Source organism: Geomicrobium sp. JCM 19037, from assembly GCF_000698105.1.
In the GTDB taxonomy this organism is placed as follows: domain Bacteria; phylum Bacillota; class Bacilli; order Bacillales; family Marinococcaceae; genus Geomicrobium_A.
Genome location: NZ_BAWZ01000002.1, coordinates 45,099 through 61,500, shown reverse-complemented (window position 1 = coordinate 61,500; position 16,402 = coordinate 45,099). Strand labels below are relative to the sequence as shown.

General features: G+C 46.1%; 14 protein-coding genes and 2 pseudogenes. 3 read left to right on the top strand and 13 right to left on the bottom strand.

Features of this window, described 5'->3' with window-relative positions; all coding sequences use genetic code 11:
- Positions 1-3 precede the first annotated feature (3 nt).
- The 10 genes and pseudogenes from JCM19037_RS01485 to JCM19037_RS01440 form a co-directional block, all read right to left on the bottom strand.
- Entirely contained in the window at positions 4-810 is an 807-nt protein-coding gene (locus JCM19037_RS01485) for a sugar phosphate isomerase/epimerase (RefSeq protein ID WP_042397119.1), read from the bottom strand.
- Between the two features lie 13 nt (positions 811-823).
- Positions 824-1,987: pseudogene (locus JCM19037_RS01480) on the bottom strand (dihydrodipicolinate synthase family protein).
- A gap of 1 nt (position 1,988) precedes the next feature.
- On the bottom strand, positions 1,989-3,155 hold the full coding sequence (locus JCM19037_RS01475; protein ID WP_042397116.1) for a Gfo/Idh/MocA family protein: 1,167 nt from the start codon (positions 3,153-3,155) through the stop codon (positions 1,989-1,991).
- A gap of 155 nt (positions 3,156-3,310) precedes the next feature.
- Entirely contained in the window at positions 3,311-4,372 is a 1,062-nt protein-coding gene (locus tag JCM19037_RS01470; RefSeq protein ID WP_042397113.1) for an ROK family transcriptional regulator, read from the bottom strand.
- Between the two features lie 68 nt (positions 4,373-4,440).
- Entirely contained in the window at positions 4,441-5,193 is a 753-nt protein-coding gene (locus tag JCM19037_RS01465) for a sugar isomerase domain-containing protein (protein ID WP_042397110.1), read from the bottom strand.
- A gap of 2 nt (positions 5,194-5,195) precedes the next feature.
- The gene (locus JCM19037_RS01460) at positions 5,196-6,359 is read right to left on the bottom strand and encodes an N-acetylglucosamine-6-phosphate deacetylase (protein WP_042397108.1); all 1,164 of its coding nucleotides are present in this window, start codon (positions 6,357-6,359) and stop codon (positions 5,196-5,198) included.
- 6 nt (positions 6,360-6,365) lie between these two features.
- On the bottom strand, positions 6,366-7,130 hold the full coding sequence (locus JCM19037_RS01455) for a glucosamine-6-phosphate deaminase (protein ID WP_042397105.1): 765 nt from the start codon (positions 7,128-7,130) through the stop codon (positions 6,366-6,368).
- Positions 7,124-9,598, bottom strand: a complete 2,475-nt coding sequence (locus JCM19037_RS21765; RefSeq protein ID WP_052363420.1) for an AGE family epimerase/isomerase — start codon at positions 9,596-9,598, stop codon at positions 7,124-7,126. The genes JCM19037_RS01455 and JCM19037_RS21765 overlap by 7 nt, the downstream gene beginning before the upstream one ends.
- Before the next feature lie 17 nt (positions 9,599-9,615).
- Entirely contained in the window at positions 9,616-11,109 is a 1,494-nt protein-coding gene (locus JCM19037_RS01445; RefSeq protein WP_042397102.1) for a sodium:solute symporter family protein, read from the bottom strand.
- Positions 11,110-11,260: 151 nt separating this feature from the next.
- Complete coding sequence (locus tag JCM19037_RS01440) at positions 11,261-11,584, bottom strand: 2Fe-2S iron-sulfur cluster-binding protein (protein ID WP_042397099.1); 324 nt, start codon at positions 11,582-11,584, stop codon at positions 11,261-11,263.
- Between the two features lie 127 nt (positions 11,585-11,711).
- On the opposite strand from JCM19037_RS01440, the gene JCM19037_RS01430 reads away from it, so the two are divergent.
- Positions 11,712-12,659 carry a nuclease-related domain-containing protein gene (locus JCM19037_RS01430; RefSeq protein ID WP_307189703.1) on the top strand — a complete coding sequence of 316 codons (948 nt, stop codon included), beginning with the start codon at positions 11,712-11,714 and terminating at the stop codon, positions 12,657-12,659.
- Positions 12,660-12,952: 293 nt separating this feature from the next.
- Here the strand turns inward: JCM19037_RS01430 and JCM19037_RS01425 are convergent.
- Positions 12,953-13,959: pseudogene (locus tag JCM19037_RS01425) on the bottom strand (PTS transporter subunit IIC).
- Between the two features lie 280 nt (positions 13,960-14,239).
- Here JCM19037_RS01425 and JCM19037_RS25405 point away from each other — a divergent pair.
- A complete protein-coding gene (locus JCM19037_RS25405; RefSeq protein WP_193744624.1) occupies positions 14,240-14,389 on the top strand; it encodes a hypothetical protein in 150 nt (49 codons plus the stop codon).
- Positions 14,389-15,129 carry a glycine betaine ABC transporter substrate-binding protein gene (locus tag JCM19037_RS01420; protein WP_081828968.1) on the top strand — a complete coding sequence of 247 codons (741 nt, stop codon included), beginning with the start codon at positions 14,389-14,391 and terminating at the stop codon, positions 15,127-15,129. Before JCM19037_RS25405 ends, JCM19037_RS01420 begins: the two co-directional genes overlap by 1 nt.
- 775 nt (positions 15,130-15,904) lie before the next feature.
- Here JCM19037_RS01420 and JCM19037_RS25400 read toward each other — a convergent pair.
- Entirely contained in the window at positions 15,905-16,075 is a 171-nt protein-coding gene (locus tag JCM19037_RS25400; RefSeq protein ID WP_193744623.1) for a hypothetical protein, read from the bottom strand.
- A gap of 2 nt (positions 16,076-16,077) precedes the next feature.
- Positions 16,078-16,350: a hypothetical protein gene (locus tag JCM19037_RS29065; RefSeq protein WP_307189696.1), complete on the bottom strand. Its 273-nt coding sequence runs from the start codon at positions 16,348-16,350 to the stop codon at positions 16,078-16,080.
- Between the last annotated feature and the right edge of the window lie 52 nt (positions 16,351-16,402).

Sequence of the window (16,402 nt, the reverse complement as noted above, 5' to 3'; positions counted from 1 at the left end):
CTGTCACACATATTTTAGAAACCGATCTTTCATTACCTGAAGCGTCTCATCTTCACGTTGGTCCCATATGTGTTGGTTAATAATCTCCACCTCAATCGGGCCTCCATACCCGCTTTTTTCTACAGCCGCGCGAATGCGAGGAATATCAATAACCCCGTCCCCCATCATTGCCCGCGCTTTAAACACATCCGGCAGCGGGACTTTCCAATCTGACACGTGGAAGCCGAGAATTGAGCCATCAGCACGTTGAATTTCTTCATATAGATTCACATCCCACCATACGTGAAACACGTCCACGACGACACCGACTTGTTCGGAGCCAATACGTTGCTTTAATGCGTTTGCCTCGCCAAGTGTCGTAATGACCGAACGATCGGCCGCATACATCGGGTGGAGCGGCTCAATACCGAGCTTCACACCATGTTCCTCGGCGAAAGGTACAATTTGCTCCATCCCCTCTCGCACCCACTTCCGACTTTCACTAAGATTATGACTACTCATACCTCCACAGACGAGGACGAGTACATCTGTACCTAATTCTGCCGCTTCTTCAATCGCCCATTTGTTGTCTTCAATATTCGCCTTGCGCTCGCTAATCGTCTCCGCCGGGAACATCCCACCTCGGCAAAGACTGGACACGTTTACACCTGTATCTCGAAGCAAAGCCTTCGTTTCCGTAAGGCCAAACGCTTGCAGCTTGTGACGCCAAATCGAGATGTGTGAGATCTCATGGCGCTCACACCCTTTGATCGCTTCTTCAAGCCCCCAATTTTCCGTCGTAATTTGGTTTAAACTTAGCCTTTGAATCATGACGATCGCCCCCTCACGAAATGCCTACCTGTTGCAACACCAACCTCATACGCCGAACAGCAAGCTCTGGATTTAACAGCACATCCCCTTCGTCTGCCAGTTCAAAGATCCTCGCCAAGTGCAACACCGAACGGTGACTCTCTGCGCCTGCAATCATTCGAAAATGAGGCTGAAAACCGTTCAAATATGCCAAAAACACGACGCCTGTTTTATAAGAAAACGTTGGCGATTTAAAAATATGACGGGCGAGCGGGACCGTTTTGTCCATCGTTTCACGGTACGCACTCGTATTTCCCGCATCCAAGTCAACAAGGGCTCGACTCGCAGCCGGTGCAATCGCATCAAAAATCCCAAGCAAGGCGTCACTATAATGCCTGCCGTCTCCTTCAATCAATTCTGGATAATGAAAATCATCACCGGTATACATCCGAACAGAGTCTGGCAAACGCCTGCGCATATCCACTTCCTTCGAAGCATCTAAAAGCGACAGCTTAATCCCATCCACTTTGCTCTCATGTTGACGAATAATGTTCAAACAACTGTCCATCGCTTCATCAAGCTGGTCACTGCCCCAATAGCCTTCTAAATTCGGATCAAACATATCCCTAACCAGTGGAGGATGACCGGCTGTTTCACTTGTTCGAGCACCCGTTCATACACTCGAGCATAATCGTCGGGAGACGATGCCACACGCGCAAGCGCGCGGCTCGCCATCACAATAATTCTCCCGCCTTCTCGCTCGACGTGGGCGCACTGCTCTTCATACGCATGCACCACATCGTCCAAGCCAATAACGGCGCCGGTAGCAGTTGGTCAGTGCCCGCACCACAAGCAATCTCACCCCCGACCGCGCGCGCCTCCTTCACCGAACGCGTAATCAACTCCTTCGCATGCGACCACCCGAGCCCCATGCCTCGTTGCGCCGTATCCATCGCCTCAGCCACCGACAACCCTAACCCCCAAATATGATGGCGATACGCAGCGTATGTTCCCAGTCAATGCCTACATCACGAAGCGGATCATCAACGGCCCACGGATCTGCCACAACATGAACCGCAGAAAACACCTTTCTTTTTTTGATAGAAATCGGAGCCGTCGGCGCTGCCCATCGTTGGCTATTCACGGTGTACGTCTTCAGATGGCGATCTGCCGTCGGAAGTTGAATCGTTAGACTCACGTTAACGCTCACCTCCATCACGTTCAATCGACGGTACCTCTATCCATCGTTGTTCCTTTGAAGATTGCAAACCTAAATCCGCTAGCTGCGTTCCTTTCGCCCCTTCATATAAATCCCAAGGAAAGTCAGCATCTTCATACACATGTTGCAAAAACAATTCCCATTGATGCTTAAACGCATTCTCAAACACCGTATTGCTCGGAACATCTTCCCATTGATCTTGGAACGTGAACGGATTTTCCAAATCCGGATTCCATACCGGCTTTGGTGTATTAACGCGATGTTGTGTCTTACACCCTCGTAACCCTGCAACCGCACTTCCGTGCGTACCGTCCACTTGAATCGTGAGTAGATCATCACGGTTCACGCGCACCGCCCATGAAGAATTCACTTGAGCAACTACGTTGTTCGCCAACTTAAACGTTGCATACGCCGCATCTTCGGCCGTTGCTTTGTACGAGTTCCCATGCTCATCCACGCGCGTCGGAATATGTGTAGCCGCATACGCATTCACCGCTTCCACCGAACCAAACAAATCATCGAGCACATAGCGCCAATGTGGGAACATATCGACGATAATACCGCCACCTTCTTCCTGCTTATAATTCCAGGAAGGACGCTGCGCCTCTTGCCAATCCCCTTCAAACACCCAATACCCAAACTCCATTCGCACCGATAGAATATCGCCAAAGTAGCCTGATGCAATCAAATGACGAAGCTTTTGTACACCTGGAAGAAACAGTTTGTCTTGGACAACCCCGTTCTTCACACCGTTTCGATCCGCCAGCTTCGCAAGCGCCAATGATTCCTCAAACGAAGTTGACGTCGGTTTCTCACAATAAATATGTTTGCCTGCATTTATCGCCTTTTTCAAAGCTTTTGCGCGAAGATTGGTCGTTTGCGCATCAAAGTAGATGGTGTTGTTCACATCTTTGAGTGCCACGTCCAAATTCGTCGTCCACTCCGTGAAGCTGTGCGACTTCGCCAGCGCCTCTAGCTTCTCTTCATTTCTTCCTACAAGCACAGGCTCTGGCATTACAACGCTTCCATCCTTTAACCGAACCCCACCTTGCTCACGGATCGCCTTGATTGATCGAATCAAATGCTGCCTCGTCCCCATCCTGCCTGTTACTCCGTTCATGATGATCTTGCACGTTTTTGTCGCCATTACGAAGCCTCCTCTCTACAGTACACCTACTGTATTCGATTCAGCCGCCTGTGTCTTACTAATAGAGGAAAGCAGTTCTCAAAAAAGGAACTAGAGTGCGTACTCGCAAAAAAAGAACTCCTATAATCTTGGAGGAGTTCTTTTTGAGCACGTCGTCACACATTGCTTTCATGCTGCAAAATACAATACAACCCAGCACCCGTAGATGTGCTGAACTTTTTCTCACTAAATAATACGTGAGCTTGATTGAATGGAATCGCTAACGCGTTCATCTCCATGTAACTCATACACCCACGAATAAATGGCTCGGTCATCGGATAACTGCTGTCAATTAGCAAATGGTCTGGATTAAACAGATGGATCACTTGAACAAGCGCTTTCCCTAGAAGTTGACCCGACCGGTGCATTCCTTTTTCTGAATGCTGATTTTTCATGGCTTCATGATTGATTAACACTTCAAGACAACCCGTCTGTCCACACCGACACAGCTCCCCATCTGGATCAACAGCGATATGGCCGATTTCCCCAGCTGTTCCACTTGCACCGTTAACAATGTAGTGATCAATCATCATTGTCCCGCCAACACCATCACCAATACTGACGTAGAACGTATACGGCCCCATTTCTTGAGGCGCATTTTCCATCGCATTAAGCGCACCCATATTAACATTATTTTGAATGAAAATTGGGAATGTAAAGGTATGTAGATCTATAAATGAGACATCTTTCCATCCTAAATGCGTTGAGCTGTATAATATGCTCTTTTCGTCATTAACAACTCCAGGCATTCCAATGGCAGCCCCCAGTATATTGTTATACGAAACTGCAACATATTCTAAAATTTTCATGATTTCTGCTTTCGTATCGTCTGGGTTATGATTAACGAATGAGAATACTTGGCTCTCTAACACCTCACCATAGTAATTTACAACTGCATATTCAATCGTTCGTTTACTAATCCCAATTCCAATTGCCCGGTAGCCATCTTCATGCATTGCAATTGCAATCTTCGGTCTCCCTTTTGTTCCCGTTGGTTTTATTCCTTTTTCCTTAACTATCTTCTCTCGTAAGAATTCATCAACGATGAGAGAAATCGTATTCTTGCTTAGACCCGTTTGATCTGCTAAGTCCTGACGTGTCGTCTCTCTTTGTTTTCTAATGAGCGATAGGATGGCTCGTTTATTTCGCTCCCTTAACATACCCGTACCTTTTGACATGTTGCACTCCCCCATCCATCAAAAAAAGCTCACCTTATTGGTCAAGGCAAGCATATCGTACCATATCCCTATAAATGATGGATCTCTTTTTTAAAGCGTTCGATAAATTGAGCGTTCCACTCATCTCCGCCTTCGGCATTTCCACTCTTCCAGATCGGCGGTTGTATCCCTTTGCTTGATAAGATTTCTGTTGCTTCAATCATCATTGCATTTAAAATAAACGCATTGGCAAAAGTTGACATTGCACCTACCTTCTGGTCTTGACCTGCAATACCAATTACGGCGTCTCCAACTTGCACTTTTGAGTCCACATGGTAATCCACGAGTTCATGCAGATTTCGCTCTGATGGATGTCTTGCTGGATGTGTAGCTGGTGTTCCTTTTTCATGGTCAATCGATGAAACACCGATCGTTTTAATGCCCTTTTCACGAGCGTATAATGCGGCATCGATCGTTGCCGCATTTATTCCATATGCATTGACAATGATGAGTAGATCTCCTGTCTGTAGGCGTTCATTCTCCATGACAATGCGACCGTAACCTGGAGTGCGTTCTATTGCCATAGAACGTAGAGCACCGCTACTAAGCAGTGTGCCTTCATCTAATATTGCACTGGCATGCATCAACCCGCCAGCCCGAAAGAAAATTTCTTGAGCTGCCAAATTCGAATGACCCCCTGGTCCGTACACATAGAATACTTTATCTTCCGTTACTTGATCAGCCACAGCTTGTGCTGCCTCTCGTATCGCTGTTTCTTCTGTTTCCAGTATCAGTGTAAGTATTTCATTAACTTTTGTGTAATACTGCGATGTTAGCATCATTTTCACTCTCCTTTTTTAAACACTTCTTCTCCACCTTTGTAAGTTTGCTCGACTTCCCAGCCATTGGTTACGGTTCGAAGAACAACAAGGTCCGCTGGCGCGCCAATTTGAATCCCTTTTTCCTGCGTGACTCCCATGTATTTGGCCGGTTGAACAGACGCTCTACACCAAGCTTCTGGAAATTCCATAATTCCTTTCTGAACGCAATGTTTTACGCCGTCCAAAAGATGACTGGCAGAACCAGCTAATAGTTCTTCATTTTCGCTAAGGTGTAATTTCCCATCGCTCGTCAACGTCACTTCCCCACCAACGGGTGTCTGGTATGTTCCAGGTTTCATACCTGCCAATGCAACACTGTCACTAATGAGAATCATCTTTCTCACCTTCATTCGGTGGACGGTTTTAACTACACTCTCAGGGAGGTGGTGACCATCTGCAATGACCGATGCCCATAGTTCATCTTCTGCCAGTTGGTCCCACAAATAATTTGGATGTCTTGGCAACTCTGGATGTGCACCGTTACCGAGATGAGTGGACAGCGTTGCTCCTGCATGAACCGCTTCTGCAATTTGCTCTGAGTTTGCTGCAGTATGACCGATGGCAATTTTCACTCCGCTTTGAACGGCTCTCTTAATAAAATCAGTCGCCTCTTGCCATTCTGGGGAGAGGGTGATCATTTTTATTTCACCCTCTGCGACTTCTTGCAACCGACAAAACTCATCCCAACTCGGTGGCCTAACGTGCTCCTTCGCATGCGCTCCCCGTGGTCCGTCTTGACAGCTGATGAACGGACCTTCCAAATGAAATCCCCCAACCACATGACGATGCTCTATACACTTCAGTTGTTGGATATTTCCAGAAAAAATCTCAGTTAAGGCTTCATTTGAATTTGTAATGATTGTCGGATAAAAGCAAGTTACCCCAACTTCTGCAAGAGATTTGATGACTTGTGACCATTGTGTTTGATCTAATGGTTTATGATTAAAGTCAACGCCTTGATACCCGTTAACTTGAAGGTCTACAAGACCCGGTGCAATGATGGAGTCATTAGATAGTTCATCGGATACTTCTTTGATAGCTGTGATAACCCCCCCCTCGATTTCAACCTCAATCTGTACATTCGACTCAAAGTGCTTTCCCGTGATGACATGTTTATTGTGAGTCATTTTGACTTACCCTCCAAAAGCTTCACTATCTACAAACAACGTAGCATCGTCGTGAGTTCTTAAAATACTAGCTGGACACGATGCGTGTATTGGACCGTTTAACATCTTTTTTACAGCTTCCTTTTTGGGTGAACCTGGTACAGTACAAACAATTTTTGCACCGGAGAGTAGCGTTGGAATTGTAAGTGTCACAGCATGCGTCGGAACTGCCTGGATACGAGGAAAACATCCATCATTCACTTGCTGCTGTCTACTCACTGAATCCAACTCTACTTTTCTAACTGCCTCTGAGTCGTGGAAGTCTGCAATGGGTGGATCATTAAAAGCAATATGGCCGTTCTCACCTACGCCCATGCACACTAAGTCAATCGCTTCCTCGCCCAATAACGTTTGATACCGTTTTATTTCTGCCGAAGGATCGACCCCTCCATTAATAAAATGAAACTGTTTAAACTGTACTTGGGTTGTTAAGTGTGATTGTAGGTAGGATTTGAACCATTGATCTGAATCTGCAGGCAACCCGATGTATTCATCCATATGAAAACCTACAATTTTTGTCCAATCAATCGCTTCATCACGTGTTAGATAGGCAAGAAAAGTATCTTGTGATGGCGCAGATGCAAAAATGATTCGAATCTCTTTCTTTGTTTGCTGAAGTTGTTTAATATACTCGGCTGCATGAATGGCCGCCTGCTTTCCCATCGTGTCACGATCCGAACATACAGCAAATGCTAGTTTCTCAACTTTACCTTCCTTTAAAACCTCTACCATGATGACTCCTGCTCCTTTGTTTCATTTATTTTCACAATTAACGAGTGTAGCTTATCTTCAAAGCGGGATTGAATATCCGTCGTTAGGGGACCAGGATAGCCAAAGTAGTACACCGATTCGTCTGCTTCATACCCACCTGATCGAATTTGATTCGCTGTCGGAATGTACCCGACCATCCCATTCGCACAACCTAGCGGCAGAAGATTGGGCTTCAGTCGTTTTAAGAATAACCCATACTCGTGAACGACTTCTGCGTTGCAAGCTAGCCATTGAAACGAGCCGAAGTCTATATAATGTAATTCAATGTTATACGCTGATTGATCTTGAACAATGTCCGGCCAATCTGGTACCTCAACGTCTTCTCTTGGTTGTCCAAACGTCATTGGCAGTGTCTCGTGGGCGGTATGTACATCTTGAATGTCACACGCCATCCCTTCTGATTCACAAATATTGATGACTTCTTGAAAAAATTGCTTCCCAAGATCTTGCATTTCTACGATTGTTCCTTTGACAAACTCTCCTTCGTCAACGAGGTTCGGGCGAATATCTCCGCTAAACCCTTGCAATATTGCTACAACAGCGTTAGGGAATTGCTCCTCCAATTTCTCGCAACAAACACCTGTATACTCTCCTGAAACAACATTCGCATCCGTTGATGTCGGGTGACACGTATGATGAATCCAAATTGCTCGCGGTTTGCCATCCAACGTCTTGAATTGGGAAACGGTGAGGTCACGATCGATAGAGCCAGAATTGTTTGGCATCATACAAACTTCTCCATTCACCGACCGACGCCGATTCACACCAATATGTGACTCACCTGCATACGTATAAAGTTCGACTCGCTCACTGCAAGACTTCGCCTGTTGCACACATTGCATCGTCGTTCTCATGACTTGGTCAATGTAATCTAGAGAAGGTCTTCCAAGATCAATGCTGAACCGTTGACTTGTTTGAGGAGCTGAGTGATTATGCGTTGCAGAGAATACGATAAACGCTTGTGGAATGCTGTATTCTTCTTCAATTCTTCGCTTCAGTGTTTTAACACCATTATCGTCCCACCATAAGAAATCTCCAACAATTAAAAGTACATCATTCGCTTTCGTCTCTAGCCAGAAAGCACGTATATAAATATCTTGGTAAACGTCATCATAATTCCCTAACCGATGAGCAAACCCAGCAAGTTCGACCGGTGTTTTTGGCGTAATGTTTTTTTTACTTACCCTAAACGCATAAGGCATCTCACCTTCCAATAATTGAATCACCAAAATATAAGCGCGAATAATATGAAACGGATCCTTTACCGGTAGCGCAACAACTTGGTTTAACGGTTCCCCTTTGCGATCACGAATTTGGATCCATTCTCCAATTGACTGATCTGGATGCGGGAACGTTTTGAACACATATGATTCTAATTTTTCATACCAATCTTTCCAAATACAATCACCGGAAAGGTTGCGGAGCAAAAGGGTTGTATACAACGCTTCTGCATGAGGCCACCATAATTTTGTATCCCAAGTAGCCGCGACTAACCATTCATAATGTGTATCATATTGTTCACCCTCCGGCTCTAAACCGTCCACATCGACAAAACGGAGCAAGCCTCCAAACTCGGTATCCCAGCCTTTTTTAAGTGCATGAACGCAGAGAGTTTCCAATTGTTCCAACGTCTCTACTCGTACATCTTCTTTTACGTATCTTAAACCGTGGATGATAAACCAAGCGCTTTCTAGCGTGTGGCCTGGGTTGACGTGACGACTTAGCAATGATTCAGGATTGGTTGAAGTCATCTCAACAATACGATTCTCTTCTACTAAAGAAAGAATCTCATCAATAAACCGTTGAATATGAGAAAGATAATGATCTTTTTTTGAAATCTTTAGAGAAGTGGCCGTCTCATAAATTTCCGTGACAACGTTCAACAGAATCATAGGAACAGAATGAGACCGACTGCCTTCAGGAATTGGATAAGGATCGGTTTGAAAATTTCCACTATCAATGCGAGATAACAGTTTGGTGTACATCACTTCTACATCTGAAAAAATGGATCTGTCTTGCTTTAACCTTGCATAGGCATTGCATCCGAGCAACAGAAAACAATCGGCGAAAATACTCGTATCCATAAGATCATCAATTTTTGTTCCATCCTGCTCCACCGCAAAAACAGCGTGGCCGTTGTCTAACAAAGCATGCTCCATGAGAAATGTGAAGGTTCTGTCTGCGTAGTCCTCCCACGCCTCAGATAACGAAATGGAACCTTCTCTTTTTAATTGTAGCAGCCAGCAGCTCAGCCATAGAAACCTGCCTTGAGACCAAATGTATTTCCTTTTACTCACTAGCTGTTCTTGATCGTTCACAAAACAAGTAAACACTCCGCCGTAGTCACGGTCTACAGCCCGCTCCCAAAAAGGAAGCATACGCTCAATCAGTTCTTCTTTATACTTTTTGATTAATTGCTCATCTTCCAATTTTCATTCACAACCTTTTACAACGATTTAGAATATGAATCGGAATGTTTCACAGATTTTGTATTCAAAAGCTCTGCCACTTCAGGCTTGATTGGCTGATTACGACTCAAAATCCCTAGACCAATAAATACGATTAGCGATGTAACAACCGGCGAGCCTACCGCTAATGATAGAGGAACGTCTACGATTTTTGTTACGACGAACATGCTCAATCCAGCAATAACAGAAGCAATCGCAGCTTTTGAGTTGCAATATCGAAATGCTGGAACCAAACCGAGAATCATCGGCACAGAAATCGGTCCAATTAGTGCACCGAACCATTCAATGATAAGTCCAAATACTCCACCGAATTGCTCATGTTGTATTCCTATAATTAATGTTGCAAATGTAAAGATAAATGTCGTAATTCGTGCTAAACGTAGAGATTTTTTTCGATCCATACCTCGAAATTTTTTTGAGACCACAGGTAAAATATCTCTCGTAATTACCGCTGAAACCGTGTTCGCATCTGCAGATGTCATTGACATTGTCGCTGCAAACAAGCCCGACAACACCAATCCAACCAAACCAACCGGAAGTAACTCCATTGTTAGAAGTGCATATGACTGCTGAGGATCTTCTAAGTTTGGTAATATTAGTGGTGCGGCCCACATTGGGAAAAACAAGATGAGCGGTATGACTAAATAAAGTCCTGCAGATAGCAATGCACTTTTCTTCGCGTCTTTAGGTGAAGGCGATGAAATATAGCGAGTGGCTAAGTTCCAAGTTCCCCCATTGTAGCTAAGGAAAACAACGAAGAAATACAAAAGAACATATAACAACGTATACGGCTCATTAAACGCCTGTGTGTGACCTTCTGGCAGTTCACTCCAAATACCAGTAATCGAACTCACGCCACCCATCATGCTTATGACAACGAAGAACATTGTAAGCGCTGCCACCATTTGAATGACCAATTGCGCAAGATCCGTCCACACATCTGCCCACAATCCCCCGATTGTGATGTAAATTAAAGAAACCACGCCCGAAATTAAGATGCCATACTCAACCGGAACTCCTGTAAATAAACTAAGTAAAATACCTATCGCTGCCCATTTGGCACCCACATCAAACAGCTTTAAGATAACCCCTGACCACGCCATCATTTGCTGAGAAGCAACATTATAGCGTAAAGCTAGATACTCGGTTGGTGACTCAATGTTATAATTCACACGTAATCTTGCCCACAACGGAGCAATCGTAAATGCACCAATAAGAACAGCCGCAACGATGACAAGCGCCCACCAGACATAAATTGTAAATCCGTGAGTGTATGCAATCCCTGCGTAAGCAACAAACACTGCCCCACTATACCCAGAGACATGATGAGAGATGCCCGATAACCACCAAGGTAACTTTCCCCCTGCTACAAAAAAATCTTTTGAGCCTTGCACTTTCCGAAACGACCATCCCCCAATGACGACCATGAGTACGAAGAAGAACACTACCACAACCCAATCCAATACATGCATGACAAATCCTCCTCTCGAACGAATTCTTAATTAGTCCTAGTTTATGACTAATTAAGAATTATCTTATAGCAGAGCAGGTTAGTTTGCAAACTATTTGTTAAATTTAATCACATAAAAAGCTGCTCAGCTCGTATAGCTGAACAGCCAATAATTAATCTACCGGACGTGGGCCTGCATCCAAACCTTCCGCACTCGCTGTGCGTATCGGTTTCACCGTCAAGTCAGACTGGACGCGAATTTGACAAGATAAGCGAATGTGATCTTCTTCAATTCCTCTTCGCTCTCGCACCTCTTGCTCTGCTTCACCAATCGGGCCGGGTTCGCCTGCAAGCACCTCACATCGACACGTCGTGCATTTCGCATTTCCACCACAACGGTGCAAAATGTCTATGCCATTGTCTTCCAATGCTAAGACAAGCTTCTTTCCCTCTTCTACTTCAAACGTACCTTTTCCTTCGACTGTAACTTGTGGCACAACAACATCCCCTTTCTATCTATAGTTGAAAGTCTACCATTAGTTTCGGAAATTGTGTAGAATGACAAGGATTGACAATTCAGACTATATAGTATAAAAATAGGTTAATCTTTTATAGAAAGTAGGGATTGTACTGATCTTAAAACCTCTCATTACACCGTCCACGATTCAAACCCTTACCGCCCTCGAAGAGCGGCTCAACTTCCACCACCCTGCCTATCCACTCGTTGAACGAGACCTTTCTCATGAACGAGCCGGCTTTGCTGGCGAACAGCACATGCAGTACTACTTCAGGCAGCAGAATACTTCGTCCCACGGTTACATCCATCAGCTTCGCCTCAACTCGTCCACTGACTTCTTTCAAATTGATACACTTCTTATTCACCCTCACGCCATGATCATCTTCGAAATTAAGAACATTACAGGTCAGCTGTCGTTTGACTTTGATCGTCAACAGCTGATTCGCTCAAAAGATGGACATACGGATATTTTTGCAGACCCAGTCCGGCAAGCATTTCAGCAAAAATCACAGCTCAAACATTGGCTTGGAAAACATAACATCACTCATCCACCAATTGAAGCCTATACCGTTTTGACGAACAGAAATGCAATGCTTGATCCGCTACCGCCCCACCCTTTTGCCAAACATGTGCTCCGGCCGGTGGCGGCACTTGATATTCTATTCAACCTTAAGCCTACTTCCGAACCCCTTTTCCCACACGCTGAGCAACTTGCTCACCTCTTAACATGTAGCCACCAACCTTATGTTCTGCAGCCATTTAAACGCTACGACATCCAGCCTTCCGACCTTCATGCCGGAGTGCTATGTCCCCATTGCCCACGCGTAGTGATGCACTACCTCTACGGGACGTGGCACTGTCGAACTTGCGGGAAGCTCGACGCAAGTGCCCCCGTTCGCGCTCTCGAAGATTATGCTCGTTTATTCGGGCCGTACATCCGTTTGAATGAACTCGTGGCATTTCTCAAGCTCCCTGACCGCTTTGCCGCAAGACGATTCGTAAAAAAATTCAACTTCGATACGGCCGGAAGGTGGGTGAAACTGCCAGTAAACTAGCCGGTACATGGCGAAGGAGGTGCAAGTGAACGCTTTCGACACGGATGTGCACACTTTCGACATGCAAGTGCACATTTTCGACACCGGAGTGCACGCTTTCGACAACCTCTCCTCTACCCCGAGGTGCTGCGACACCGGCACACTAATGTCGGTGTTTTATTCTGTGCAAAGACAGGGATAAGGGCGCTGTGGATAGGGAAGTGCACTGTTTCGACAACGGCGTGCACACTTTCGACACGCATGTGCACGGTTTCGACACCGAACTGCTCGCTTCCGACATCAGACCGCCTACTCTACTCTTCTTCGAGCTTCATATCTCCTGGCTTGATGAGTTTCATTTTGCGCATTAACTCGGAAAGGAGCAGCGCCACGAGGCAGGCAATGTGATGTGGAACAGTAAGATGAGCATGAGCACTTCGAAGGTGAATCCCATCGATGTGAAGGTCATAATTTGGCCGACAAACCCGCTCGTCCCCATACCTGCACCTTCGGCGTTATTGATCATGCCGAATTGAACGATGGCAACAGGGGCGATTAGGATCCCTGCTAACGTCGGCGGAATGAGGATCCACGGGTTTTTGACGATGTTAGGCACTTGCAGCATGGAGGTGCCTACGCCCATGGATACGAGGCCACTGAGTTTGTTTTCGCGATAGCTACTCACGGCAAATCCAATCATCTGCGCGCAACAGCCGATCGTTGCCGCCCCTGCAGCAAGACCGTCCAAATCAATCATGATGGCGATGGCGGCACTGGAAATAGGGGCGGTGAGGGCGAGGCCCATGAGGCAGCGATAATCATGCTCATAAATAACGGTTCTTGTTCTGTGGCCCAGTTTACAACCGCACCGAACTCACGCATTCCACTATCGATCGGGGGACCGATGAGGGCGGCAACGGTATAACCAATGGCAATCGTCACAAATGGGGTGAGCAGGATATCAAATTTCGTCTCTTTGGATACGAGCTTTCCGAACTCGATTGCGATGAGTGATGCGACAAATGCCCCGGCAGGTCCACCGAGCTCAACCCCTGCTGCCCCGCATACAACTGCCGAGAACATGACGAGCGGAGGGCGCCGAGGCCGTAGGCAACGGCGGCACCGATGGCAGGTCCTAATAAACTCATGGCGAGCAGACCATATCTTCGAGAAAACCGATCTCCAACTGTTCTCCGACGGTACTAATAATTAAACCGATAAGTAGCGTAGAAAACAGACCGAGCGTCATGTAACTGAAGGCGGTAATGATGTATGTACGCCACGATATTCGAATTCCTTTTCTCTTTAAAAACGCTCGCATGCTCTGCATCTACTCCTCAACCATTTGATGTATTACATATTAGGACGCGTGTAGACGTATTGCAACACGCGCAAAAAACCAATTACAGAAATTCCGACAAATTGTGCAAATCATCAGCTTCAATGAGCATGATTGCCAATACTCGTGTGTTTGTTCACTTATTTCTAGAAATCATCCGAATTCTCAACGAAATCGTCTCCGAGTCGATTTGTACAATCTAGTATAGCATGATAACTTTTATAAAGACTTTAGACGCAAAACAACAGGAGGATAACGACGGATGAAGAAATTCGCAATCATATGTGCAGCAGCAAGCACAGCGATGGTACTTACCGCTTGTGGAGACACCGATGAAGATAGTGAAGAATCGTCTGCAAGTATTGGCGAACAAGTCGAATACGAGATTATTGGCATAGACCTGGTTCAGTGATGATGGACACAACCGAGGAAGCACTTGATCATTATGGGTTGGATGAGTGGACGTTAACGAGTAGTTCGGAAGGCGCAATGGTCGCTGCTCTGGATTCTGCATATCAAGACGAAGAGCCGATCATTATTACGGCTTGGCAACCACACTGGAAATTTAATGCTTACGACCTTAAGTTCCTTGAAGACCCAGAGGAAGTCGTAACAGTTGAAAACGATGTGCATACGCTTGTGCGTAACGGATTAGAGGAAGATCTTCCCGACGTTCATCAGTTTTTAGATCAATTCCAATTTGAATTGGACGAACAACAAGAAGTAATGGAAATGATGGACGTTGATGAGATGGCTGCGGAAGATGCGGCACGCACTTGGCTTGAAGACCACCCTGAACGTGTAGAAGAATGGACTGATGGTGTTGGCGAAGGTGACGGTGAAGAAGTTCGATTCGTACTTGAAGCTTGGTCAGACGCACAAGCAGCCACGAATATGGCCGCTGTCATGCTTGAAGACCTCGGCTATACGCCGCACTTGAACGAAGTTGCAGTCAACATGATGTACGGCGGTCTTGCCACTGACTCAGCGGACGCGCTCCTTGCCGCTTGGTACCCAAACCAAACACCGCTTTTCGAAGAATTTGACGGCGATTTTGAAGACCTCGGCCCGAACTCAGTCGGAGCTGTGACTGGTGTTGCAGTGCCAACGTATATGGATATTGACTCTTTTGAAGAACTGCAAGACGAATAACAGGCGAATCATTGAGCAGGAGGTGGTGAGTAACCGCCTCCTTTTTTGTATCTCAAGTTTTGCGTAGACTCTTGAAAGAGTGTGCCACTTTCCTTGATAAGCCAAGTTGGCTTGCCCGAAAACAGCGGAAATCTGCCCGTGGCATCGTCTATGGAATGATCTTCGCTGTTTGTCTGTATAGGATGAACTTAAGATTTTCTTGATTTGCACTGTTGGGTGTTGGGTTGGAGCGGGAGCGCGGTGCTGTTTTACGCAGGTTGTTCCAACTCGGGCACAGATTCAATGCCCAAAAACGAGCAACCTGTGGGCCTGAGCGCAGCCGAAACGAAACCGAACTCGGTTCGGCGCGGCTCGCGCCGACGTCTTGCTAGGTTTTTGGCTTGGAAATGCAAAGGATGGTTCTCTGAACCCATTGCCTCAGGAGATGGCGGCACATGCAGACAAGACGAACGACCGTTCTGCGCTCAAGTTCCCCCCATCTGCGCGCAAGTTTGCGCTTTTCTCTAATTTTAGCGCCGATTTCTCCAAACTTGCGCGCAGATTCCAGGCTGAAGTGCCAACGACACGTCGGCCCCGCCGGGGCCGAAACGAAATCGATCTCGGTCATCGAATTCAGTGAAGTTCTTTCGTTCAAGTTATATAGTTACTTTCAAGAAAACCACATCATAGAAGCTGAAAATAGGCTTACATGAAGGATAACCTGCCAGCCCCAACGCCCCGCGAGAAACGTATACAGCGCAAAGGTCATTTGACCCTTGCGCCTGTACGTGTGAGGCTACCCAAAAAAGCTGGTAATGAACATGCCGACGATCGGTCCGATGATCGTAAAGCCTAGAATCACTGCACCAATAGCCAAAACGGGGGAAAACCCTTTTTTCTTACGTTCTTCTGCAAGGTCTTGTCGTAGCCCGCGAATTTCTTCGAGTATTTGTTCTTCTTTGTCCAACGTTACACCCTCCCTTTTTGCCCGATATAGAGGAGATGAGACGAACTGCCAAGCATGTAAGGGTTCGTTGCTTCTTTAATGAGCCACTCTGTCACTTCTCGATCTTCTTTCCGTGCTCGCCAATACGCCCACTGCTCTTCGGTCATCATTGTCCCTACATTTGAACCGATCAATTCTTTCGTTTCGAACCCGAAAGATTCCATAAACGGAACAATGTTTTCAATGTCATAGTAGTACGCCCCTGTAAACCGACCACTTTGAGCATGATTGAACACACCGGTTTCATTAAATGACTTGATGGCCTCGAATTCATCATGTGGTTGCCAT